This window comes from Cobetia sp. 29-18-1, assembly GCF_029846405.1.
GTDB classification, from domain to species: Bacteria; Pseudomonadota; Gammaproteobacteria; order Pseudomonadales; family Halomonadaceae; genus Cobetia; species Cobetia amphilecti.
On sequence record NZ_JARWKS010000010.1, the window covers coordinates 122,460 to 147,823 of the forward strand.

A 25,364-nucleotide genomic window follows, 5' to 3' on the forward strand; every position below is an offset into this window, starting at 1 on the left:
AATCATGCAACTGTGCGTTGCATAACCCGCAATTTACGAACGACTCCATGCCATCACCAAGGGTTGCGTAGAACGCAACTCTGCCAACAAAGAAACACACCTGAACTAAAAAATACGAATGTTTATCATTTGTTTTCTTAAACACGAAAAAAAGATCGACACTGATGCGATGATGCCTGTCGTATTCCCAACCCGAAGTCGACGTCAACAGAGCACTCAGTGGCCCACAACCCTAAAAAACTCGTGGCTCAATAACGACATAATCGCGACCTCAAGGATCCAGGAACATGACAGTCCCCGCACTCCCCTTTGCTCGATCGGCCTTGGCTATCGGTATCGCCGCCGCTTGCCTACCTGCTGGCGTACAGGCTAACGACTCCAGCCAGTTGGAACCTGTGGTGGTGACAGCTTCCGGCTACGAACAGGTGATCTCGGATGCCCCTGCCAGTATCTCGGTCATTACCGGCGAGCAGCTCAACAAGCAGTCGTACACGGACATCACAGATGCCATGGATAATGTGCCTGGCGTCTATGTCACGGGGGGCGGGAATTCTCAGGACATCAGTATTCGAGGGATGGACAACAGCTACACGCTTTACATGATCGATGGCCGCCCTCTCTCGGCTGGCCGCTCCGTCAATACCAATGGCAATGATGAAGGCAAGCAGATTGGCCTCCCCCCGATCTCGATGATCGAGCGAGTGGAAGTGATTCGCGGACCGATGTCATCGCTGTACGGCTCACAAGCCATGGGCGGCGTCATCAACATCATCACAAAAAAAGTGGCGGATGATTGGTCGGGGTCTGTCACGACGGAATACACCCATTCGCTCAACGACATCAGCAATGACGGGCAGCAACTGAGCTTCTATACCAGCGGGCCGCTCATCGAAGGCCTGCTCGGTCTCAAGGTCCACGGAAACTGGACCGGTTATGAAGAAAGCGATTACCAGGGCGGTAGCGACAATGCTGAAAGCATGCCCGACAGCGACACACGTCAAGGAGGTGCCGAGTTCACGCTGACACCAGATGAGGACAATGCGTTCACGCTCGGCTATACCGCCTCCAAGAAAGAATACACTCACAATGCTGGCGTGAGCATCGCAGATGATTCCGAAACCAGTCGTTATCGCTACGACAAGGATGTCTATACCCTTGGCCACAAGGGAAGTTACGGCAGCTTCCTCACGGACACCTATCTGCAGCACGACATCTCGGAGAACGTGCTGGATTCCGATGATGAGAAACGCGAAGAAGTCACCACGCTCAACAACCAGACCACGCACTTCTGGGGCGACCATATGCTGACCTTCGGCGGTCAGTACAAATTCGAGCAGCTGACCGATGAGACCAATGGTTTGCTGGATTCGAATGTCCCGGGGGCCGTCGATAACGTCGATCGCTGGATCGCGGCGCTATTCGTCGAGATGGAATGGAGTCTGACCGAGGACCTCAACGTCACCACCGGCTTGCGCTACGACGATGACGAGCTGTTTGGCGGACATCTCTCGCCGCGCGTCTACGCCAATTATCACCTTGACCCGCAATGGACACTCAAGGGCGGGGTTTCCACGGGCTATAGTCAGCCGAGCCTATCCGCTGCGACAGAGGGCTTTGGACGTCGAACCGGTCGGGGCAGCGCTGTCATCATCGGTAACGAGGAGCTGGATCCGGAAACCAGTACCAACTACGAGCTGGGCACCGTCTTCCAGAACCAGTCTGGCACGCTCAGCGCCGGCGCCACCCTGTTCTACACCCAGTTCAAGGACAAGATCTCCGAAGACCGCCTCTGCCAGGGCCCGGATGAAGGTTTCTCCGATCCCGCCTTCCGCGAGTGCAGCTATGCCGGCACTGATTACTATTTCGTCAGCACCTACCGCAACATCGACGAAGCTGTCATGCAGGGTATCGAGCTGTCACTGGACTATGCCATCACGCCAAGCGTGAACCTGAGTTCCAGTTACACCTACACCGACTCCGAGCAGAAAAGTGGTGAATTCAAGGGCGAGCCCTTGAACAAGGTCCCGGAACATATGCTCAACGTGGCACTCGACTGGCAGGCTACTCACGACCTCAACCTGTGGGCACAGGGGAACTACCGTGGCGAAACCAGTGATTACCTGTCACGTACCAGCATGAGCGAAGGCACGCCGAGCTATACCTTCTTCGATGTGGGTGTCGTCTATGCCTTGAACGAGAGCGCTCGCGTCAAGGCTGGCCTCTACAACATCGCTGACAAGGAAGTCACCAATGACACCTACGGCGTGGTGCTGGATGGCCGCCGGTTGAACCTTGGGCTGACCATGGACTTCTGACCCTCGACTAGATCCACTCATGCTTACGCATCAAGGGGAGCCGAGGCTCCCCTTGATGCGTTGCAGCTCATGGTTTTAAAACAAGACGTCAGTCATGACGGGCCGGTGTCTTCATCAGCAGCTTCCATCAGATCCACGAGACTCGCTGCCACTTTCCTCCAGCAACCGCTCGCGGAAGGCTTGCACCTTGGCAAGCGTTGCCCCCAGGCCGATGAATCACGTAATAGGCCAAGGAAGAAGCGCATATCACCTCATCGAAAAGTCTCGCCAGACGCCTGCAGCAATTACATCATGAGCCATTAGCTCACGAGCCAGTGCAATACCCTGCTTATCAATTGCAACCTGCCGCACCGAAGCGGAGTTATTCACCGATGATCCATGACGTATTGCGAGTGGGTTACCTGGAAGTCGTTCTCAAGGATTGCTCAAACCTGTCCAGGAAGAGGTCGGCTTCCGAGCGTTCGATGCACAGTGGCGGGCGAATCTTCAAGGTACTGCCGGACTTGCCGGCCCCGCCGATCAAGACGCCATTGCGCTTGAGGTCGTTGATCAACGCCGTGGTGCGCTGGGCGTCCGGCGCTCCGTCACGCGTCGGGTCACAGAGATCCAATCCCAGGAACAGCCCGGCGCCTCGTACATCGCTCACCTCCTCGAAACGTGCCTGAATATCTTGGAGCTGTCGCTTGAAGTACTCGCCTTGACGTGTGGCATTGGCCATCAGGTCTTCCTCGGCGATCACGTCCAGCACCGCCGTGCCCGCCGCCACGGCCACCGGTGAGCCGCCGAAGGTATTGAAGTAGCCCATATCGGCGTTCAGCACCGCCAGCAACTCCTCACGTGCCGCCAGCCCGGACATCGGGAAGCCATTGCCCATCGGTTTGCCCATGGTCACCACATCCGGCCTCACGCCGTGGCGCGAGAAGCCCCACATCCCCTGCCCCGTGCGCCCGAAGCCGGGCTGGACCTCATCAGCGATGAATAGCCCTCCCTGTGCCTGCAGCATCTCGACCGCGGGCTTTAGAAAACCGTCGGGGTCCGCGTAGATGCCATCGCTGGAAAAGATCGAGTCCACCAGCAAGGCCGCACATCCGTAGCCCCGAGCATCCAGCTGCTCAATACCATGCCGTACCTGCTCAGTGAGCCAGGCTGCGGGGTCCGATTGCTGGGACATCTCGGAAATCGGCAGGATATGGACATGATCCGGTGGCGTGCCCTGCTTGTAGGAAGACGGTGACACCTCGGTCACGGCCGCCGTGTTGCCGTGATAGGCCGCCTCGGTGACGATGATACCCTGCCGGCCCGTCCAGCCACGCGCCAGCCGCAGCGCCATGTCGTTGCTTTCACTCCCGGTACACATCATGACCAGCCGATTGAGCGTGTGCGGCAGCGTGTCCAGTAGGCGCTCGGCATAGCGATGAATGCCTTCGTGCAGATAGCGGTTGTGCACGTTAAGGGTCCCCATCTGCTCGGCGACCGCCTGGACCACGCGAGGATGGCAGTGGCCGATGGACGGCACATTGTTGTAGACATCCAGGTAACGCTTGCCTTGATCATCGAACAACCAGACCCGCTCCCCTCGTACGATGTGCAGCGGCTCCTCATAGAAGAGCATGGATGTAGGCCCTACCGTTTCCAGCCGCTTGCGTACCAGTGCGCCGATTCGCGCATCTGCCTTGTCGATGTGCGCCATGCTGAAGGCGTTCTGATCCAGAATCCCGCGTACCTTTTCCATCACGCCATCCTCACATTGTGGTGTCGTTGCAGATCATCAGGTAGGTAGCCATCGCGTACCGGATGGCCACGTTGTGTCATATAGCGCTGTGCCATCACCGCGGTATCGCGGCTGAAGTCACTGCCCAACGCCTGGCCTTCCTGGCTCTCCTGATGGGTTGCCAACCAGGCACATAGCAAGATGCGGCGAATCAGAATGAAGGTGTCGAGCATCGCCTCATCCGCTGCCGAGAATTCAGCAACCGAGCGATAGCCCTTGAGCCAGGCGTCCCGCAATTGCGGAACACAGGGGTCTGTCTCATGAAAGCTGATGGCGGCAGCGAAGTCATAGGCATACCAGCAGAAGCCACAATCATCGAAGTCGATGATCGACATGCCCTCTCCCGACACCAACAGGTTGGTCAGCCTCAGGTCGGCATGCACCAGGCCATAGCGATGGGGTGCCGTGCCGTATAACGCGATCTCTGACTTGATGTAGGGGATGGCCTCACTGATGGTGTGAGCCTCGTTCATCGTCATGCTGGGGGCATTACGCCAATCCCCCCATAGCCCTTGCGCAGAGATCATCGTCTCGAGATTCCAATGCTTGCGCACGAACCCTTCTGGCAACTGCCAACGACGACTGTGCGCATGCAAGGTCGCAGTGACAGCCCCGAGACGCTCGAACCATTCCGGCAAGCCGTCACCGATATCTGGCTCAGCCCCCGCTGCATGCTCAAAGGCCACCACCAGTAATGTCAGCTCGCCCACGGAAATGCTCAGCACAGGGCTCCCCGTCTTAGTCGGCAAAGGGGCTGGCGTGTTGACCTCGGTGGTCACCCGAATAGCGCGTATCCAGGCCAATTCAGACTCGATCTCTTCTCGGCAGTGATAGTCCGGCCGATGGACACGAATGATGATCTTGCGACCTGTCGCACTCTCCTCAGCGATGAAGGTCGCGTTCTCCGACAGGGTCAGGAGCGATACCTGAGCCTGTTTCGATAGGCCCCATTTCTCCAGACAGCGCGCCAACTCAATTTTTATTTGATTTGTAAGAGTGTCCGTATACATCTCACTACCTCGCTGACATCAGAAAGGCCGGGACGCTGCGAAATACTCACTGCCTCGCGATGTCACATGAAGGGCGGCCTCATTGTCGAAGCCATGCCCTCCTCGGCGATTCTTGTCCTTGTGGTCTCGGTGCCACTTCGCGGAAGAAACAGGCATGGGTATGCGAATCGATATTCCGAAACCCCGCTCCCTCTTTGAAGATGTGCGCGAAAGTTGCATGTACAGACTAACGACACAGCAAGGGAGAGCGTTATCAGCATCCGGCAAACCTTGCTTAACCACGAAAAACAATGAGTTACACGCGATATGCCACAATATGTGTCACTAGCAGGCGCAGACGATGCCACAGGGAAGAACAGGAAAGATTCACTCGCACCAGGCAAGTGCACGCGGGAGGCATGGGACGTCAATGAACAGGCCGGCAACCTGACCGATTGGTCACAGGAATATGAACAATACGGCGAGGGAAGATTCTATGGCCGTATCGATGAACTTCACCTGCCTCACATGCAGGTATTCAAGGAATACACCAGTCATGCGCTCGGGCAGCAATGTCATGTCTGGCCGGATTCGCTGTGGCTGGGCATCCCGGCAGCTCGGGTACCTTGCCGTATCAATGGCTACTCTCTGCAAACGCAGGACATCATGTGTCAGCCGGGAGACCATGACTTTGAACTGACCACGCCTGATGACTTCGCGATCTATAGTCTGGTGATACGGCGGGACTGGCTGGTGAACGTCGCGGGAGAGTCGGCACTGGCATTGCTGGAGGCAGACCCACAACAGGTGATGCGTCTGGAGGTATCATCCAAGACTCGGCAGGCCGCCACCTTCCTGATGGAATGCCTGCTCAAGCGTCAAAGTGCGGGGTTCGAGGTACAGGTCCACCAGGACATTCTATCTCTGGCAGTCAACACCATCCTGCACGAAAAGACCCCTCTCCCTGAGCGCTACCCGAGCTATCACCACCGGCGTCAAGTCGTCGCGAAGATACGTGACTACGCGAATGGCAGTGCTTCTGCCCCCATCAGCATCGACACCCTGTGTGACATCGCCCATGTCAGCCAGCGCACGCTTCACAACAGCTTCGTAAGCATTCTCGGTATCAGCCCGATGCACTTCATTCGCCTGAACCGCCTCAACCATGTACGACGTCGGCTATGTGACCCGGACAGCACCAGTACGGTGAGCCAGATTGCCAATGACTGGGGGTTCTATCACCTGGGAAAATTCGCGCAGGATTATCGTCATCTGTTTGGCGAGCGGCCGTCGGTGACGCTGTCACGTTATCGCGCCACCCCCTTGCTGGAAGCTTGAAGGGGTGCAAGTGCACTAGGCACTTCAGAGATCCTTTCGGAAACCGATGATCTTCCATTCTCGTCGGAGCGTCAGACCGATTATCAGTGACGAATCGAACAAGTGATATTTACCTCCCATCGACCATCTGCTAAATTTTGAGCATCGGGGCAAAATCCCCGATCGGGTTTGGCGACTCGAATACCTCTAGGCGCATAAGCGCCCCAGACCATGACAGGCGCTTTTTTGTGTCTGCCATGCGTTATGGCGGTCGTGCGTGGGAGACCCTAGGGTCTGCCGGTTTCCTAGAGTGCCGGTTCGCCAACCTGCGTACGGCCGCCCCCATCACTGTTTGGCGACAGCGGGTGCGGCTCCTCAACTCTAGGAGCTTCAACCATGGTCATTCAGACTACGGCATCTCCGCGTAGCCCCGATCTGCCCACTCCCTATGGCGGCTACCCCGATCCCCCTTCCCAAGACTGTCATGCACGTATCGCTGGCGACTGCAGCGAGGTGCTGTCATGACCTCGAATTCTTCTCACACCATCCCAACAGCCTCATCTACTCCTCATATGCCCTCTGTTACGGGCAAGGCAATAGCCGAGTCTTCCAAGATGCCTGAGGCTTCGGCGTCACACGACTCGTCTTCTACCACCACCTCAGAGAATCAGCACAGCTCTACTTCTCCTCACACCTCAAGCTCTCCCACATTCCAAGACTCCTCGACTGCAGCAGCTTATCGACGAGGTCAGTTGATCAAACAGCACTTTCAGCAGTGGCTGAAAGCCTTAAAGGATAAACCGACTCATTTCACGAAAGTCAGCTGCCGCAACGAGCTGATGAAACATCCAGAGTTGGCGGGCTATAAACCCATTATTGTCCTGCAACGTGTCGGTGACCTGATCGATCGCCTGGTCATTGATGGTCACGTTGTGCAATCCGACACCATCGGCAAGCGTCGCCGCGTCTATCAACTCATCGATAGCACTTCCGAGCGCTCACCGGATATCCCACTGCCGAGCAATCGACAGGATCTTGCCACGTCGAAAACCGACAGCACATCGCATCTACCGCTCGATAAAGCACTGCAGGAACAACGTCGAGCCTTGAAAAAATCTATGCGGGCCGCGAAGGCGGAAGCCGAGCACCTCTATCAGCTGGCAAAGGACTATCCGGAGGCGAAACCCGACATCGCTCCACTTCAGGAGGATGCGATTCAGCGCGCCTGTGAACTCCAGGGACAACTGGCCGCCGTGCTGGCGCTCTCTGCAAAACGCCATGCTGGAGGTGCCTCATGACGCCGCGTCAGATCAATCGATTACTGCCCTCTCTGACAAGCCCGACACTCAGAGCTTGGCAAGCGCGTTGTATTGAGACAGCGCTTCAACGGCTTTCGGATCAGCAGCCCCATTTCCTGTGCCAGGCCACCCCAGGTGCGGGCAAGATGCTGATGGCAGCCGTTCTAACTGAGGAACTGATTCTCAACGGGAGCATTGATCACGTCATCTATCTCGGCCCCACCTCTGCCGTGGTGGAGCGTGCACGCGAGACGTTTTCGCAAATTCTGGGGCGGCCCATGCAGGGCAGGCTGGGGGACATCGGTATCGCGCTGACCTATCAAGCGCTCAGCTTCCGCCTGGAGGACCTCAAGCAACTCTGTCGCCAAGGGCGTGTCCTGCTGGTCTGGGACGAAAGCCACCATGCCGCCGGCGCGACAGCATGCGCCGCAAAAAACGCCTACACCAGCTCAGCAGCCACCGGCGCCAATCAATGGGGGTTGGCGCTCTTGGCATTGGAGCGCGATGTTCGCTTTACGCTCGCCTTGTCAGGCACTCCTTGGCGCACTGATGGCAGTTGCCTTCCGATGCTGCGTTATATGGCACCGAGCCATGAAGACGCCTCAGCGTCCGAGCCATCGGTGCCAACCCTGCCATCGGCGGACAGTGACCGCCTCGCGCTGATCCCAGACTTCACTTATCCCCTGCGTGATGCCATCACGGATGATGTCTGCCGTACTCCCCAGATCTATTTAATAGATAACGACGACATACGTCTGGTGGCTGAGCAGCAGGCGCAGCGCGAGACACTGTATTACCAAAGCATCCCGGCCTTGCTGCGTCACCCAGGGGTGCATTACGCCGCCTTGCTGCGTCACCCCGGGCCTCAGCAGCATTTGCTGGACGTCAGCTGCCAACGCTTGCGACAGCTTCAGGAGAAAGACCCGACCGCCGCAGGATTGGTGGTGGCATCCAACATTTCCCATGCGGAAGACATCGCTGATTGTCTGAAACAGATGGGACAGACGGTGTGTCTGGTAACCAGCCAGACGGAAGGGGCGCACGCACGACTTGAGGCCTTTCGCTACGGCCATACCTCGTGGATTGTCTCCGTCAACATGGTCAGTGAAGGGATCGACATTCCCCGCTTGCAGGTATGTTGCTACCTCAGCCACGTCAGGACCGAACAGTATTTTCGTCAGGTGCTAGGCCGAATCATACGGCGTCGACATGCACAAGATGATGCGTGCTATTTCTATGCACACAACGAAAGCACGTTACGGCACTACGCCTACCGGCTGTTTGACGACTTACCCGACGAGCATGCTGCGATCCAACTGGATCCCTTCTCTTCCCCGACAACACCCGCCCCAATCGTCTATCCAGCCACAGATTCGATAGCCTCCAACGACCCTGGCACGAGCGGAGAACTCCCCACGATTGAAATGCATGGCGCGCCACATGCTCAGGCCCCCATGAGTGAGTGTGTGAGCCTATCAGAGGGAATACGAGAGATGACTCTCGATCTGGCAAATGATGTGGCGTTCTCCAACGCCTTCTTGGCGCGCCTGGTATCGCTCTGACCACAGGCAGCGATTCGGCTGCACCGCCTGCACGACCAGGCAGATGATTTCACTTTTCTTCAACCTCATCCCAGAGATAACACTCACATATCATGCACTTGCTAGTGGTATCCCTCCAATAACCCTAAGCATGCGTGACTCTCGACTTTCCATGCCTTCTGAGGCATGCATTTCGGGTTGGCTGATTTACGAAGAGTGATAGCGTGAAATTGGTTGGCCGCCTCACAAGCGCATGTCGGCCATCATTCCAACTTTTCGACATCGATGGAGATCCCTCATGGTGTCCAGACCACCGACAGGCATTCACCCGCCTCAAAGACGAAGACATCAGGCAATGCAAGTGATCCCCTATCAGGGAAACCAGGACTCTCTGCCGGGACTTTGCCTGACGGTCTCGGCACGAAAGCTGATAATGGCAAGCCTTGCACCGAGTACCATCCGAGCCTTCCAAAGCGACATACGGATGTTTCTCAGACGTGGCGGCACCCTCCCCAGCACCGACACGGAGATAGCCAACTATCTCACCCGGTGTTTCGAGGACGGCTATAAACCGAATACGCTCAAGCGGCAGCTGTGCTCGTTACGGCGTTGGCACCTTGTCATGAATTGCCCCACCTTGGGCAATGAGCAAATGATCAAGGGGGTCATGCGCGGCTGTGCACGCCTCAATGAAGTGCCGGTGAAACGTGCACCAGCCTTGATGAGAGACGATCTGCATCAGCTGCTGAATAGCCTGAATTTGAGCGAGTTGCGAGATCTGCGCGACGCCGCCATGTTCTGCCTGACGTTCTATGGAGCATTTCGTTACAGCGAAGTCCTCAACCTTCGTGTCGAGCACCTCACATGGGATACACGAGGCGTGTTGGTCAGGCTCGCCCGCAGCAAGACCAATCAAGAAGGACGACATGAAGTCAAAGCCATTCACCATGCGGATACCTCGCTCCCCTACTGCCCAGTCAATCTCCTGTATCGCTGGCTAGAAGCCGCCCATATCCAGAGAGGTGCGGTATTTCGCAGCGTCTCGCTGGGCGGCAGGCCAGGAGGCTCGAAACTCTCTCGAACTGCATTTCAGAATGCGTTGATCAGAGGGCTTGAGCGGTCAAACCTGGCTTCACGGGGATTCAGCACACATAGCATGCGTGCTGGCCTGATCACTGAAGCTCATCTGCGGGGGAAGAGCCTGGAGCAGATACAACGCGTAACAGGTCACAGGCATCTCAGCACCTTGACGGAGTATATTCGGGTCGCAGACCCCTTCGAAAACAGTGCCAATGACTTTTGATAAACACGAACAGTACATTACCGTTCAATAATCGATGAATTGAGAAAAGCAATCAAACGCAAAGTCATAATAAAAAATCACTACCAATATTGACGCTAAAAAGCCCTAATGCTCGCGAAACGGTCGATTTTGACGGTTAACTGATGCAGTAGATTCTTGCTACTTGAGTTATGCTATTAGTACACATTGATTCAGATTAGACATATCAGGAGGTAGTACTCTCAGAGATATCGTTCTACAGGTCGGGTGTATTACTCGACTGATCATCACTACTCAAAGTTACTCGCGTTTGCTGGACATGAACTCGACGAATGATTCTCTCATACGTCTCGGCCCCCCTTTGCCTATCGTTGGAGTCATCAATATGCCAGATGCTACCTATACACCGTCACTAGTGAAAATCAGCGCTGACAAGACGCTTGTCATCTATCAGCGAGTACTCGAGGTGGACACCGCCGAGCTTATGAACGAGGAGCATGCTTTTCGACCAACGGTCGCGACAGAGAGCCTGCCCATAGCGCCTGTCCGCTTCCGCAGCAACGTTCAGTCGACTCACACTTCCGAGGAGTTCGTGAATTTTCATGTCATCAAAGCCATCGTATCCACACAGAAAGTGCCCGTCTCACAAAGTGTATTTTGCATCGAGATCGATATCGGCAGACTCAACGAAGATGAAGTCCAGGTGGTGAGATTCTATTACCAGGTGCTACAGCCTCTGCTCGAGCTTGGCTGGGAATGGATCAATATCCACAACCTACATACCACTGGCGATATCAATATTAACGAGAAGAAGTTATGGAACAATATACTCAGAAACTTCATTAGTGATGAAAGATTACAATACGCATGGAGCAATGTAGTCACTCAACAAAACTTGCCAATAACACACAAGCAAATCTCATCAATGTTCAAATATCGCTATTCCACTGACTCGATTAGAAAGTTTATGAACACAATAACGGATAGCGCTAATAAAAGTCAAAGTAATGCATCTAAAGATAGAAATATAGCAAACGGCGCCACTGTCGCTAAAACAAGTAAGAAGAACACCCATAGCAAAAGAAAAGATAATAGGAAGCAGGAATCAGATACCAACAAGCAAAGCAATATAAAAGAAAAAAACAAGTACTCGAACAATAAGAGGGAAAACGACTCAGATTCGCAAATTGATTGGCTTTATGAGCTTTGATTGACTGATAAACAGGAGGCTTTCACGTGAGTGAACACCAACTACCTGACCAAATATTGGCTAATTACGACCTCAATGCGATCGGGTCCCGCTGGCCCCTTGTACCGGAGTGGCTCAAGAGGAGCCTCCCACCCTTGATTGCCTCAGAATATCGCCTCAGTGCTCGCCTCTTTGCCGCCGATTACTCGGAGCCAGACCTTGTGCCCCAAGTAGAAGAGTTTCTAGAAAGCCAATTTTTTATGGAAGATGAGTCACATCGAAATCATAGAATGTCTCACTGCCTTCATTACACGGTGAACTACCGATTTATATCGCTCACTGATCCTCGCGTAAGCAGTATCCGAAAGCTGCTTAGACTGATTTTTTGTCAGCCACGTCGTACTGTAAGACGTGGCTCTGCCATCAAATATTACACCCAGATACTTGAGCTTAGAAAGGCGCTTAAGCGGCTACTTAACTGGGGCGACCTGGATGATATTCAAAACAGTTTCCCCAGACCCATTTCCCCTACCCTGGGAGAGCAGTTAGTTCCTCCTCCGGAGCATTTTTCCGATGCTGATTTGGAGCTGCTCGAACAGTTTCTTCATGCCTATGATAAAGCAACTGATCGTCCATCGGAGCATCCCAACCATCTGCGCAATAAGAAAGCGACACGCGCTTTGCTTGACGAAATTTATCAGTCGAGCCAGCTCACTCGTAGCCCAATAAGAAAACAGCATAGAGCTCGCAATGAAAATCAAAAAAGACGTCAACATGTCGATACCATTCTTCGTGATTCGCCACTTTGGGCCAGTGACAAATCTTACAAAATTCATGCTGAATATACCGACTATCGCTCCCTTGACAGGTCAATCCAAGCACTTGACCATGCCTTAATAGAGGATGATGAAGAGCTCACGGATGACAATGAACATCAGAATGAATCATCATCTAATGATCTGAACCAAAGCAGTATCTCACCCCTCGACCCAGTGAAAGAGCTATTCCATAACACGCTGCTTTCACAAGGCGATCAGGCGCTTCACCTTGAGAGCGTACAGCTCTTGCAACAGGCCCGCAGTCTCAAGACATCTGCAGACATCAGCCTACGCCCACAAGAAGAGGTTCTAGCAGCTTTACGTATCTTCCAACCACCGAAAGATGAGGAATTTCTCATAGAATCTGAGAGTGCTATTGCAAACCGACAAGCCTTGGCATTTCTTAGCATTCTACTTTGCAGTGGAATAGCACCTGAGCGCTTGCTGCAGACGACGGTAATCTCCCGATCCCCCAAGCTGCCCCTCAATAGCGATAGCAATCGTGAGTGGATCATCTGCCAGACACTGGATCAAGTTCCCAGCTGGTCACCGGAGGAGGGGCTACTCCATTACTCTGTCAACAAGGCACCTAACGAAACCATCATCACGTTGCCCTTGCCCAACGCTCTCAATCAGTCACTCATGGCCGAAAAGGCATGGCTCCCCGGCGCCCAGCCCTTCAAAGCACTGAAATCACTGATCGAGAAAAAACTCAAGCGCTGGGGGGATAACCGTCCCGGAAGTACTCTGACGTTGAGACGCGTGTCCGCCAGTCATCATCATTGGGTGATACCTGCCTGTGAAGATGAAGTGATCGCGACCTGGTTGCGAGGCGAGCTCCCGCTTTCGCTCTCTGCCCCGGCAACGTATCGAACGATACCTCTGCACAAGATTCAGAAGGCTTTTCTCTCGGCTCAAGCTGCGCTTGGCCTATTTCCCTTATTAGAAGAAGACTGTCGTACACCTCGCGAAGATCACACCGTGGGATCCACAAAAGCCCAGGAGCCGAGCTATTTCAAACGTCCGCTTCATTTGCTGACGCAACTTACCAAGAACCACGCCATGCTGGTTACCTCATTGATTACCTCACAAGGGAATCGTAGTCGCGACTTACGGGCAGTCGGCGAAGCCATTGCCCGGCAAGGTCAGATACTGGGAGCGCTGACCTTACTTGCATGGCAGCTCTGCACCTTGGCTCGCCCAATTGGATCCAAAACCCAATGTGAGCAGCTGGAAAATACGCTCTGGCTACGCGACAAGGATTCGGCTCGGGCACAGGAAAGCCGCCAAATTCCACTTGTCCCTGCCCTTGGCACATTGCTCCGGCTTCAGCATGAGTGGCGGGAGGAATGGCAACGATGGTGGAAACGCCACGGTGGCAAAGCAGACTTTCTTAGGCATGAACAAGTCGCCTACCCCGTTCAATGGAAGTTCAATGCCTCGACAATGATGTTGACGCAGCAACGCATGCAGCATGCTGACTGGCGACAGTGGCTCAAGGATCTTCCAACATTCATGCCTTCGCCTTTGGCAACTGAATTGAGCCAGTGGGGCCACCAGCCTTCCAATATCACGCGCCACAGCATGCTCACCGCGCTCCAATCGCGACTTTCTCACGCTGAATTTAGCGCACTCGCTGGGCACACCACCCAGGGGCACTCACTCCAATCCCCGGCCAGTGATCGGAGCCTGATTCAATCGGCGACACGAAGCGCACTAACCGATATCGCCAGACTATGCGGCTTGACACCGGATCTGCTTCACAGAGACGACCTCCCATGGCCCATTGAGCACGCCGGACCAGCCATTCAAGGAGATAGAGGATGAGCGCTGTTACCACCATTGATCTTCGGAAGAAAACCGATGTACCTGCCCAGGCCACGCACCAAGAGCTTACAACTCCGAAGCTGTCTCCGATCGAGCTTTCGAAAACACTGGGTAGGATATTCCGTCGCTGGGATGATCCAGCTCATCCCCTTTTCTCCTCATCTGAAGAGCTCAGACATTTCCGCAAGAATGTCGCACGCTACGCCTGGCGACGGCATAAGAAAAAGGTAACCAGAGCACAGGCTAGAGCGCAAAGTGCGCCTTCCACCAAGCCGTCTCGCGCTCGACACAATGCCACACGCTTGAACCAGCGAGCTGTACAAGCCTTGATTCGCAACGCCATCCAGCTTACCAAGGAAGCTGAACTCGACTTCAGCTCCCGAAAGGTCACCAAGGAAGTCGCGCTTGTACTGACTCATCTCAACCGAGAGCCTGACTTCGAGGCTACGATTCCGACCAGTATCAAGCGTCCGGTCAGACCCTCATCCGCGGCTACCTCATCACGAGATATCAAGGTTCAGCAACGGGTGCTGGATTCGGTACGCGCCCTGCAGAGCATTCCCGCTAACCAATGCACGCCAGAGCAGTCTCTTCTCTTCCTGGCCTTGAGCATGGGTACCCTGCTGGGGATGGAGGAAGAAGTGATTCGCCATACTTTGCTGAACTTGAGCTCAGAGCATCTGCCACGCCTGAACACCAAGCGCGGTCCCCACCATTGGTTCATCGGCTGCCTGCCAGGGTTATCTCGAACACATCCAGCCCATTACCGGCTAAAAATCCCGAATCATCTCAGGAGGCTACTCAGGGCTTGCCGTCAGTCCCCTGCCCCATCATCAGCCCCCTCCTCTCAGCGAGCAGATGTATGGTGGTTCTCCTCGGATGCTACGCTGGATCTAAACAGTCCATTGGAAGCGCGAGCTGCCCATCTGGATCAGCTCTTGGTCACCGGTCTGTCACAGCTGCTAGATAGCCAGGCACCACGCAGGACTGGTTCCTCCGCTTCGCTGAAGAGTGTCCGATCATTGCTTCGTCATGCCTTTCGGTGCACGACATTGTTGGGCCCTGCGCCCCTCTGGTCACAGCTGCTTCGGCGCTATCCCCTGCCGGTGTGTAGCTGGCGTTCTCCTTGGCAGCATGACGAAAGCCTCTTTTTATCGGCGGCATCCCTCCCTACCTCCGGTACGTCAAGCGCTTCCGGCGCCATGGATGCCTCTGAACCGGAAGACATCGAGACCGATCTTCACACCCCTGAACTCCTTATGGGAGGAGGCGTCAGGAGTAACGAATCGTCACCATCAACCTCCCCTCGATACAGGCAGGATCAACTATCAACAGACTGGTATGTGAAAGCAGGCAACCAACTGTATGCGTATATCACCGAACTGGAGCATGAAGGTCTGATAACCCCCAGAGGGGAATCTGCGATCCAGCGGCATGACGCCATTACGTCTCGCTACGCGAAGAAGCTGATACACATGCTGGGCGAAGACAGCTATCCACTCTGGATACTGCTATGGCTGTCTTATCAATCGAGCACTCAAGGCAACAAAGCCAGCACGCTCAGAACTTACCTGAGTCGTCTGACGCCCACCTCCATGATGATGTTGCCCGATATCCCATGGTTGACGCTCTGGGATGGAGAACTGATGGAGGCGATCAGCGAACAGCTACCGACTCAGAAAGGCTGGGACACTTCGACGTCCCACAACTTCTTCCAGACGTTCAATCAGTTCATCAGCTTCTGCCAAGGTAACGATCGATTAACGGGTATTCCCCCCGTGCAGGGTGAGGGAGGTCGCTTCATCAGTACATTGCGTACACATCTGATCATGCCGCACGAGGCGGAACATCTGACCCGGGCGCTCTCCCGAAGACGGAGTGGATTGCGGCGCAGCTGGCTGATCGCCTTCCTCCTTGGCTACTACGGGGGCCTGAGAGCTGGAGAAGTCATGGCATTGACACTGCATGACGTCATCATCAATCAGCCGGGAGATGACGGCCCCACCTACTGTTACGTAGAAATCCATGCTGGGAAGACCGCAAATGCTCGTCGCAGCGTTCCTCTTCACCTTTTGATATCCCCAGAATTGATGACGCTGGTGAAAGAATGGATTGATAGGCGCCGAGAGTCCTTTGCTGGCCAGCAGCGTTTGAAGAACATTGCCTTGCTGGGGCCAGAAAGCTCTCCGCTGGGCTATTCAAGAGAGAGCTTGCTGACCCCGCTCATGGCATGGGCCCGGCAGTCTCTCCGCGGTGCTCTCACACCCGGATTGGAGCTGGAGGACATCCACTTCGACTTTCATCTCTTGAGGCACAATGCAATCTCGTGGCTCGTACTGCGCCTCTACAGCGACGACTACCCTCAGCTTCTGGATCGCCTTTCCTCCACCTGCCGAGGACATTGGTCCTTCACTCCTGCAGCACTGGCGAACTGCCGCCGAGCGGTCTACGACGTACTGGAAAGAGATGCCAAGGCACGAGGTCACCGTCTCGAGTTACTCGCCAAGTTGATCGGGCACCGCAACTCTCAAACACTGACACATCACTACACGCATGTGCTGGGTGAGATACATGGTGAGGTACTTCTGGAGCTGATGAAGCGACGCTGAAGGCGAAGATCGCATACTCGCATACTGGCTGTCGCCTATCGAAGCCGAAGCGCAGGTGGTCGACGGGCTAGAGATAGCCCAACCCCGATGTATCACCCTCCATCACTTGCGGTGTTGCACTCAGAGTCCACCTGCGCCATCTCACGCTCGGCAACCAGGATGAGTCAGGAGGTACAGTAGGCTGTCCGAGCCTGTACACACGGATGGAGCATTAGCAGTTCATGCGTGGTGCGATGATCTCCTTGACACTTTGACAGACTGATCGCCCCAAATTGTCCTGAAAGGGAAAAATTGCAGCACTTGCAACCCGCACACCAACTATTTTCCCTATAGGGAAAAATTCAGGACTACTCCAGTATATCCACCCAATTATCCCTATAGGGAAATTTTTAAGTATACTAAATTGTTTACAACAACCCGCTTTCTTATCGTGAAAGGTCTTAGCATGCCCCTATCGCAAGCAGTTCCCATTCATGATGCCGCAACGCTTGGCAAGTTGATTCGCCGCGCTCGCAAGCAGCAAGGGCTAAATCTTGAAACCCTCGCAGGTCTTTGCGGGTTGAGCATTCGCTTTCTGAGTGAGTTGGAAAACGGCCGTGACAGCTGCGGGTTGGGTCGCATATTGATCGTACTTGATACGCTAGGCATCGAGCTGTCCGCTGTTCCACCGGAGGGATCCGAATCATGATATTGCCGGATTCGTTGAACGTATGGCGCGACACGCAGCATGTAGGGACGTTGTGGCGCGGCACGGATGGCCGACTGATGGGCTTCGAATACAACGATACCTGGCGACAGAACGGGCATGCCATTTCGTACAGCTTGCCTCTAAGCCAAAAGGCTTGGCAGCCCCAAGACCTTCTGGCGCATCACTGGTTCGCAAATTTGCTGCCTGAAGAGCAAGCCCGGGCGGCGCTGATCAAGCGCCTGGGTATACCAGACGACGACTTCTCGCTACTGGCGACCATCGGCGGCGATTGTGCTGGTGCGCTGACGATCCTTCCGAGCGATCACATGCCGCCGTCAAGAACCCTACCGTCATCCCTCGATGACAACTACCGCGAGTTGCCGCTCGATCGACTTGCGCAATGGGCAGGTGCTCGCGAGCGGTATGCCCTGATGAATGAAGGAGCTCTGGCCAAACGCCCTCGTCTTTCGCTGGCCGGCGCGCAGGACAAGATCCCTGTGCGACTGTGGAACGATACACTCTACTTACCTATCGGAATCGAACCCTCTACCCATATTTTGAAATTCGCCGTCGAAGGGCGTGAGCAAGTCATTCTGAATGAGCTGTATCTGAACAATCTGGCACGCTTGGGGGGAATAGCCTGCCCGAGGACCACGATGGTCTATGCCGGCCGACATCCTTACTTGATGGTCGAACGCTACGACCGCTTGGGTATTGAAAGCGGACACGTCGAGCGTTTGCATCAGGAGGATCTGTGTCAGGCCATGGGCGTGTCGCGGAATCAGAAATACCAGGCTTACGGTGGGCCACGTTTCGGAGAGATCGTGCAAACAGTCCGCGAAGCCTGCCGACCCTCAGCGGCATCCATTCAGCAGCTGCTTCGCTGGCAAATATTCAATGTGCTGGTTGGCAACAGTGACGGCCATGCCAAGAACGTGTCCTTGTTACAGGACTCCCGAGGTCGTTGGCAGATCGCCCCAGCCTATGACCTCGTTGGCACCATAGTGCTCGGTTACGATTCAGACATGGCCTTCTCCCTCGGCGGGGAGTTCAATTCGATGCAGCTGCTACCGCGCGATTGGCAGGCCTTTTCGGAGGAGTGCCGATTCAGTTATCCGTTTGTGAAGCGCCAAATTCAACAGATGGTTACCATGCTCGCTGATCTATCCGACTCAGTCATACTCAAGGAGCAGCTACAGCAAGCCGGTCTCGAAGGCAAAGGCTGGACGAGGTTGCAGCAGCAACGTCAACACATTCAAAAGCAGTGCCGCCGTGCCGAGCGATGGTAGTGCCTGTCAGCGAAATTCAAGTTTGGATGTTGCCTCGTTCGGGGCCGTGAAGGCAGTCATCACACCGCCTGTGTCGCGCGACACTCCGGATAGGCCGAGCATCCCCAGAACTGCTGGCCCTCACGTACACCTGCTTTGGCAGTACGCAGCACCATACGGCTACCGCATTTCGGGCATTCACGTCTCGCCTGTGGATCATTGCGCTGCTTGAGATGCTGCACATGAGCACGCTGCGTCGCCCGAGTCGGCGCCAGCCGCCCCGTCAGCAGCGCCTCATGCATGGCCTCGACCTGCGCCTCGCTGAAGATGGGGGCCTTGAACGACTGTACGAAGGAAACGAAGTCAGTACCGCGCGTCACGTTGGCTGGCATCTCACCCTTGAGCCTGGCGTTGCCGACGAAGACGATCACCGAATGCAGATGCTCGGGAGTCACGCCAAGCGTCGTCTCCAGTGCCTTGAGATGCTTGTAGTTCTGACGTAGCGGGTTCTGGAAGCTGAACGACTGTCGAGGAAACTGCTGGGTCCAGTTCGCCTCGTGCTCACTGCCGAAGATCCAGCCTTTCATGTTCTTGGTTTCCAACACGAAGCAGCCGAAACGCGACAGCAGCACATGATCGATCTGGGTGGTGCCGCTCTCGGTCTTGAGGGTGACATTGTGCAAGGCCCGATAGCCCTGCTTGCCGAGTCGACGCGCCATCCAGCGCACTCGCCACTCGCCAATGCGACCTTTCATGCGGGGAGACTTGAGATAACGACTGACGCAGGAGGCCAGCACGAGGCATAGCAGTACACTCATCACCGGCGCGATGTTCGAAGGGACAACCACTGTCATGACTCCTGGTGCAGCCTGTACGGAAAGGAATCAAGCGAGGTGATTCGTCCAACCGGAGTACTGAGCCTTGATAAGGGAAAGGTAATGCTGCACCGCGCCCGATGGAGGAGCGCGGTGCAGCAAACTGCAGGATTCTAACCATCTGGCGAACGCCAAGCTACTGTTCTCTATCGGTTTATCTCTGAAGCAGAGCACGACGGAGCGTTGTGCATCGACGAGAGAATCAGGTTGGCGACGAGCCGTTCGTCTGAATCACTCCACCTCCAACATGACCTTGTCGGTATCGAACGCCAGCCGCCCGGCGATCGCCTGCACCTCCTCGATGGGGTGATCGTAACTCCAGGCGATATCAGGAAGATCCGGCAGCGAGTAATAGGTACTGTCGCCCTTGAACGGACAATGAGTGACGGTGTGAGAAACCGAGAGCTCCGCCATCGCCACATCGGCGCGCGGCAAGTAGAGCCTCGGCGGATAGCCCTTCTCGCGCAATTCCAGCGCGTTGCCAGTGTCAGCGATCACCGTCTCACCGACCAGGATTCGCACCCGCGAGGATAGCGGGTGCAGCGTGATACGCGGTTCGAGGTGGTCGGCCATGAAGACTCCTTTACGGGTTGGCGGGTGAAAGCGGCAGATGAAAGCGGCAGATGAAAGTGCCTTGAGGCGCGTTCTGAAAGAGTCAGACCCTCAGACCCCACCGTCCCTGGCGAGCCGAAAGCCGGAGAACGCCCAGCGCGCCTCGGGCGGGAAGAAGTTGCGATAGGTCGCGCGGATATGATCGGCAGACGTGGCGCAGCAACCCCCACGGAGCACCATCTGACCGGACATGAACTTGCCGTTGTACTCCCCCAGGCTGCCCGGCAGTTTGCGAAAGCCCGGATACGGGCGATAGGCACTGCCCGTCCACTCCCAGACATCGCCGAACATCTGACTCGGCATGCCTTCGGAGCTCGCGGCCGCGACTGGCTGTAGATAATCCTGATCGACGAAGTTACCAGAGAGAGGGACATCCTGACCGACTGTCTCCCACTCGGCCTCGGTGGGCAGGCGCGCGCCCGCCCACTGGGCGTAGGCATCGGCCTCGAAGAAGCTGACATGGCAGACCGGCGCATTCAGATCCACCGGCACCAGGCCACCTAGCGTGTAGTGATGCCAGACGCCGTCGCGCTCGACCCAATAAAGCGGCGCCGGCCAGCCTTCCGCCTTGACCGTCGCCCAGCCATCCGCCAGCCAGTGCTCGGGGGTGGCGTATCCGCCGTCCTGCATAAAGGCGAGAAACTCGCCGTTGGTCACCGGACGGTCGGCCATCTCGAACGCTTCGACGAACTGACGGTGTCGGCCCATCTCGTTGTCGTAGGCGAAGCCACCTTCGGCTGCATCATGGCCGATCTCGCGAACCCCGGCTGGATAGGCCAGCCATCCAAGCGACGGCACCTCCTGCGCAGGGGCTGGTGCCAATCCCGGAGTCAGATCATCCCGATAGGCCGGACACAGTGGGTTCTGCGCCAGAATGTGCTTGATGTCCATCAACAGCAGCTCCTGATGCTGCTGCTCATGCGGCAGCCCCAGCTCCAAGCGGCGAAGAATCTCGGGCAGATGTTCCCGTGGCGGATTCTCAAGCAGCGCTTGCATGGCCTGATCGACGTGCGCGCGATAGCGATAGACATCGTCGACGGTCGGGCGCGAGATCGTGCCACGCTCGGCGCGCGGGAACGGTACGCCATGGGTCTCGTAGTAGGAGTTGAAGAGGTGATCGTAGGCGGGGTCGAGCGTCTGATAGTCCGGCTGAAACGGCTTCAGGATGAAGGCTTCGAAGAACCAGGTGACATGGGCGATGTGCCACTTGGGCGGGCTGACATCTGCCATGCTCTGCACCATGTAGTCTTCCTTATGCAGCGGCGCACAGATCGCCTCGGTGGCGGCGCGTACCCGCTGGTACGCGCGTAGCCACTCCTTGGCATGCAGGCTATCGGGTCTTTCGATGACGGTGTCATGGGCAGATGACATGATGGCTTCCTTTACGAGTCTGGTTCTCTCCCTGAAACGTGATCGGACAGGCTCTTGGCCAGCACGGCTGACGTGCCTCCCCAGCCCCATCAGCGCTTGGTCGGGGTGATATCCCCACCCTATCACTCGTGTTGCTAATGCCAACTCTTCACGGACTCTGGTCTTTCCTCTGAAACTAGGTCTGCACCTTGATCTACCCCTGATCTGCCCTAGCCTTCACTTCGCTGTAACGCACGTCCCGCTGCAAGTGTCTTACCTGAGCGCGCCAGCCTCAGTTCTGCATCGGAATATTCTCTTCCCAACGAAAGCCGATACCGCCGCCCTGCCATACACCATTCTCCAGCGGGCTGGGGCCATGGATATCCACCTGCAGCGGCAGTCCGAAGCCAGGTGCCAGATCCTGAGTGCCACGCACGGTACTGCGATGCATGATCCGCAAGCCTTGCTCCTGTGCCGGCAAGTGCGCGCCGGGCGCGGCCCTATGAGCGACCGCCAGGTTATCGATGAACACGCAGTCGTTTTCCTGGTACTCGAAGTCGAGGGCGTAACCCTCGGTGAAGCCGGCATTCAGGATGGCGTTGTACTCACGGCAGAGCTGCGTCAGCTCTTCGGCGGTCAGCAGCCGGAAGGCATCCTGATCGGGTAGCTTCTCGATCACTGCGCCGGTCATGCCCAGATGAAGCCAGATGCACTTGCGACCGGTGATGGGGTGCTCGTGTACCACGGGATGTACGGCCCCGGAGGAGGAATTCACCGAAGCAAGACGGCGCCAGAAGGCCTGACGCTCGGCAGACAAGGCGTCATGGGCCGCGCCCTGATGAGCAAAGCAGGTACCGCCGCCGTTCTCGGCCGGGCGGATGATGTGGTAGCCGGAGTGCGAGAACGTATCGGTATTGAAGCTGCCGTCGTTATGCCACTGCGGCCCGACGCCGGGAATGCCGTGACGGCGATCGTTCGACAGCCGGAAGATGTGCCGGTTGCCATCGGGCGTGGCCGGATGCATCCCATGGGTACTGTGCAGCTCCTTGCCGCCCCACCAGCAACTGGCGCGGGCGGCGCGTCCTGAGCGGACAGATCGATTCCCCTCACCTCGGCGCCTATCGGCTCCAGCGGTGTGATGCTGCCGCCGAATTGCTGGATGACAGCCACCTGTGCCGGGTCGAACGGAACGCCCGGTGCTGACTCGGCTACCTCAGTGCGTGTTGGATTCGCCATGACACTGACCTCCTGTCGCGGCTCCCACGCTGGCGAGACGCTGATGTGTCATCAGGCCGCGCTATCGCTGCGCGACGACACTCGCGGCTCACAGACTCTCGGCGTGGGATGAATGTATCAGCATTCTCGCAAACACATTCCCGTGCGCCAAACCTCGCCCCATCTCATCCCGAACGCCGCGAGTTACCTATCAGGATGACGCTGGTGCATCACGTCACTCGTATTTCTTCTGCCAACTCTTCACGGCGATCCGCTCCTTGAGCAGATCCAGCATGTCGATCAGCACCTGCTCGGTGATCTGCTCCGTCCTCGGGTCAGTGCGCGACCAAGCATCGAAACCACTCTCTGCCAGGTGCCCCACCAGCGCCGAGAACTCCTTGGAACGCAGGCCGACCAGCGCTTCATCGACGAGATGGCAGGCCAGATCCGACAGCGAGCTTTCCAGCCCTTTCGTAAGCTGGGTGCCCATGGGCAGGCGCGAGACACGCTGAAGCTCCGGACTCTCGGCGAGGGTGCGACTGACCAGGCCCCGCACATAGCGCAGGGTATCGTCGCGATTCTGGGTATAGACATCCCCCGCCATGGTCTCGAGGCGCTGGGTAATTTCACGGATCAAGGCCTGCTTGCGAGGCTCCACGACACGCTCGATCACCGAAGATGAGAGGTCATCGCTGTCGCGCAACTGCTGCTGGACGTTATCGAGCATGCGCAGGGAGATACGGTCCGTCAGCTCCTCCAGTAGAATATCGAGATACTTGGCCGCCACCCCGTAGAGGTACCAGCGGCGAACATCGATCAAGCCGAGACGTTGCAGGCGGAACAACAGCGAGATCACACGCAACACACGCAACAGGCGGAAGCCGCTCAGCGGGATACACCCCAGCACGTCGTACCAGTGCACGAAGGGATAGAAGAACCAGCGGTGGTAGCGCCGCTCCGCAATGGCCACTGCCCACCCCGCCAGCACATCGAGCAGGAAGACGGCGACGAATGCCAGGTCGATAGAGAGGAAATTGGCGTGGATATTCTGCTCATAGGCCGCATGCAACCCGGGTGTCACGGCCTCGAAGGCCGTGTTCAGCGGGGGAATCAGGAAGAGACTATCGAATAGCAGCAATGCCAGATTGGCGATCACGAGCACGATGATGAACAGATCCCACCACAGATGTATCCGCTCCCTGGCGGACGAGGGCGTGCGGGTGGCTGGCATGACAACTCCTTGGCGATTGTTTCAGAATGCGTAACGCGTCTTCCTGACTCAGCCTACAACGCTTCAGATGACCACGCTGGCGATGACCGCGCATCAGCTGACCACACTGGCGATGACGCTATCTGCGAGGGCTTGCAGCGCTACCGGAGCCCAGCCCCGAATCGCCGTAGACACCCTATTAGTGAGGGAGACACCCGCATGAAACAAGCGCAAGTGATGACATGGGCCGCCGTGATGAGCGCAGCACTCACCCTGGGCGGCTGCGCAGGCGCTCAATCCTCTGAGGATTATCAAGGTGTCGACGAGCCACTGGAGAACACCTATTGGAAGCTGGTGACACTCGACAACCAGCCAACACCCGTGGTGGAAGGCAAGCGTGAAGCCCATATCGTCTTACATACACAAGACTCGCGAGTAGCCGGCTCCACCGGCTGCAATCGCCTGATGGGGGAATATCACCATGATGCGCAAGAACTCGGCTTCGGCCGCCTGGCCATCACGCGAATGGCATGTCCCGGTGAAGTAGCAACGCTCGAACGCGATTTCCTCGCGACACTCAATGACGTGTCGGGCTGGCAGATAGAAGGCAAGACACTGACGCTGATGGATGCACAAGGGGCGTCGCGTGCCCGTTTCCAGACAGTCCATCTCTATTGAGGACTCACAAGCTCCAGTGACAAGGTGTCGGGACGAGAAGAAATGCTTGCACTGCTTCATCGCGCCTGAATCACTCGTCCCGCTCCGGTCTTTTTGCGACATCCACGCCGCAGGGTATTCCCCATCTCGCATCTTCGGACTGCCGGGAGCATGAAGGGACTCACCTCGGCTACGCCTTTATCAGACGGCGAATTGTTTCTGGTAAAGGTCTATACCTGTAGTGGCACAGTGAATCTGGCCACCTGACTTTGAGTGTATGATGGCTCACAGAGACAATCAGGTGCAGATGATGACGAAGAAGAGAACGTTTAGCCCGGAATTTCGCATGGAAGCGGCCCAGCTCGTGGTCGACCAGGGCTACACGCTGAAGGCGGCGTGTGAGGCCATGGGGGTTGGCAAATCCACCATGGAGTATTGGGTTCGCAGGCTTCGCGCTGAGCGGGCAGGCAAGGCGCCGCTGAAAGGTGAGGCTCTGACGCCGGAACAGCGTGAGATCCAGGAACTGAAGCGCA

Annotated in this window: 19 protein-coding genes; 12 read left to right on the forward strand and 7 right to left on the reverse strand. The window is 56.3% G+C overall.

Annotation, left to right across the window (positions count from 1 at the left end; all coding sequences use genetic code 11):
- Window positions 1–287 precede the first annotated feature (287 nt).
- A complete protein-coding gene (locus QD208_RS10030) occupies window positions 288–2,315 on the forward strand; it encodes a TonB-dependent receptor (RefSeq protein WP_279836712.1) in 2,028 nt (675 codons plus the stop codon).
- Window positions 2,316–2,712: 397 nt separating this feature from the next.
- Here QD208_RS10030 and QD208_RS10035 read toward each other — a convergent pair whose 3' ends face one another.
- Together QD208_RS10035 and QD208_RS10040 are read right to left on the reverse strand one after the other, a co-directional pair.
- Window positions 2,713–4,047, reverse strand: coding sequence for an aspartate aminotransferase family protein (locus tag QD208_RS10035; RefSeq protein WP_279836713.1), 1,335 nt, complete (start codon window positions 4,045–4,047; stop codon window positions 2,713–2,715).
- Window positions 4,047–5,096 (reverse strand): phosphotransferase, encoded by a 1,050-nt coding sequence (locus QD208_RS10040; RefSeq protein ID WP_175090749.1) that lies wholly within the window; start codon window positions 5,094–5,096, stop codon window positions 4,047–4,049. Before QD208_RS10040 ends, QD208_RS10035 begins: the two co-directional genes overlap by 1 nt.
- Before the next feature lie 507 nt (window positions 5,097–5,603).
- Between QD208_RS10040 and QD208_RS10045 the strand changes: the two genes are divergently transcribed.
- From QD208_RS10045 to QD208_RS10085, 9 genes are all read left to right on the forward strand, one after another.
- Window positions 5,604–6,413 carry a helix-turn-helix domain-containing protein gene (locus QD208_RS10045; RefSeq protein ID WP_279836714.1) on the forward strand — a complete coding sequence of 270 codons (810 nt, stop codon included), beginning with the start codon at window positions 5,604–5,606 and terminating at the stop codon, window positions 6,411–6,413.
- A gap of 731 nt (window positions 6,414–7,144) precedes the next feature.
- Complete coding sequence (locus QD208_RS10050; RefSeq protein ID WP_279836715.1) at window positions 7,145–7,690, forward strand: hypothetical protein; 546 nt, start codon at window positions 7,145–7,147, stop codon at window positions 7,688–7,690.
- Window positions 7,687–9,252 carry a DEAD/DEAH box helicase family protein gene (locus QD208_RS10055; protein WP_279836716.1) on the forward strand — a complete coding sequence of 522 codons (1,566 nt, stop codon included), beginning with the start codon at window positions 7,687–7,689 and terminating at the stop codon, window positions 9,250–9,252. Before QD208_RS10050 ends, QD208_RS10055 begins: the two co-directional genes overlap by 4 nt.
- Window positions 9,253–9,586: 334 nt before the next feature.
- The gene (locus QD208_RS10060) at window positions 9,587–10,534 is read left to right on the forward strand and encodes a site-specific integrase (protein ID WP_043335828.1); all 948 of its coding nucleotides are present in this window, start codon (window positions 9,587–9,589) and stop codon (window positions 10,532–10,534) included.
- Between the two features lie 364 nt (window positions 10,535–10,898).
- Window positions 10,899–11,723 carry a hypothetical protein gene (locus QD208_RS10065; protein WP_225347877.1) on the forward strand — a complete coding sequence of 275 codons (825 nt, stop codon included), beginning with the start codon at window positions 10,899–10,901 and terminating at the stop codon, window positions 11,721–11,723.
- A gap of 134 nt (window positions 11,724–11,857) precedes the next feature.
- The gene (locus QD208_RS10070) at window positions 11,858–14,347 is read left to right on the forward strand and encodes a hypothetical protein (protein ID WP_153635476.1); all 2,490 of its coding nucleotides are present in this window, start codon (window positions 11,858–11,860) and stop codon (window positions 14,345–14,347) included.
- A complete protein-coding gene (locus QD208_RS10075; protein ID WP_153635475.1) occupies window positions 14,344–16,956 on the forward strand; it encodes a site-specific integrase in 2,613 nt (870 codons plus the stop codon). The genes QD208_RS10070 and QD208_RS10075 overlap by 4 nt, the downstream gene beginning before the upstream one ends.
- Window positions 16,957–17,401: 445 nt before the next feature.
- Window positions 17,402–17,644: a helix-turn-helix domain-containing protein gene (locus QD208_RS10080; RefSeq protein ID WP_084589588.1), complete on the forward strand. Its 243-nt coding sequence runs from the start codon at window positions 17,402–17,404 to the stop codon at window positions 17,642–17,644.
- Window positions 17,641–18,933: a type II toxin-antitoxin system HipA family toxin gene (locus QD208_RS10085; RefSeq protein WP_052384808.1), complete on the forward strand. Its 1,293-nt coding sequence runs from the start codon at window positions 17,641–17,643 to the stop codon at window positions 18,931–18,933. The genes QD208_RS10080 and QD208_RS10085 overlap by 4 nt, the downstream gene beginning before the upstream one ends.
- 59 nt (window positions 18,934–18,992) lie before the next feature.
- On the opposite strand, the gene QD208_RS10090 is transcribed toward QD208_RS10085, so the two are convergent.
- From QD208_RS10090 to QD208_RS10110, 5 genes are all read right to left on the reverse strand, one after another.
- Window positions 18,993–19,760, reverse strand: a complete 768-nt coding sequence (locus tag QD208_RS10090) for an NERD domain-containing protein (protein WP_225347876.1) — start codon at window positions 19,758–19,760, stop codon at window positions 18,993–18,995.
- A gap of 258 nt (window positions 19,761–20,018) precedes the next feature.
- Window positions 20,019–20,360, reverse strand: coding sequence for a DUF427 domain-containing protein (locus QD208_RS10095; RefSeq protein WP_024953449.1), 342 nt, complete (start codon window positions 20,358–20,360; stop codon window positions 20,019–20,021).
- Between the two features lie 90 nt (window positions 20,361–20,450).
- Window positions 20,451–21,770, reverse strand: coding sequence for an ergothioneine biosynthesis protein EgtB (egtB, locus tag QD208_RS10100; protein WP_024953448.1), 1,320 nt, complete (start codon window positions 21,768–21,770; stop codon window positions 20,451–20,453).
- A gap of 271 nt (window positions 21,771–22,041) precedes the next feature.
- Window positions 22,042–22,773, reverse strand: coding sequence for a TauD/TfdA family dioxygenase (locus QD208_RS10105; protein WP_225347875.1), 732 nt, complete (start codon window positions 22,771–22,773; stop codon window positions 22,042–22,044).
- Between the two features lie 426 nt (window positions 22,774–23,199).
- Window positions 23,200–24,195, reverse strand: coding sequence for an ion transporter (locus QD208_RS10110; protein WP_024953446.1), 996 nt, complete (start codon window positions 24,193–24,195; stop codon window positions 23,200–23,202).
- A gap of 198 nt (window positions 24,196–24,393) precedes the next feature.
- Between QD208_RS10110 and QD208_RS10115 the strand changes: the two genes are divergently transcribed.
- Together QD208_RS10115 and QD208_RS10120 are read left to right on the forward strand one after the other, a co-directional pair.
- Entirely contained in the window at window positions 24,394–24,852 is a 459-nt protein-coding gene (locus tag QD208_RS10115; RefSeq protein ID WP_024953445.1) for an META domain-containing protein, read from the forward strand.
- A 289-nt stretch (window positions 24,853–25,141) separates the two neighbouring features.
- On the forward strand, window positions 25,142–25,364 hold a 223-nt coding region (locus QD208_RS10120), incomplete at its 3' end, for a transposase (RefSeq protein WP_279836717.1).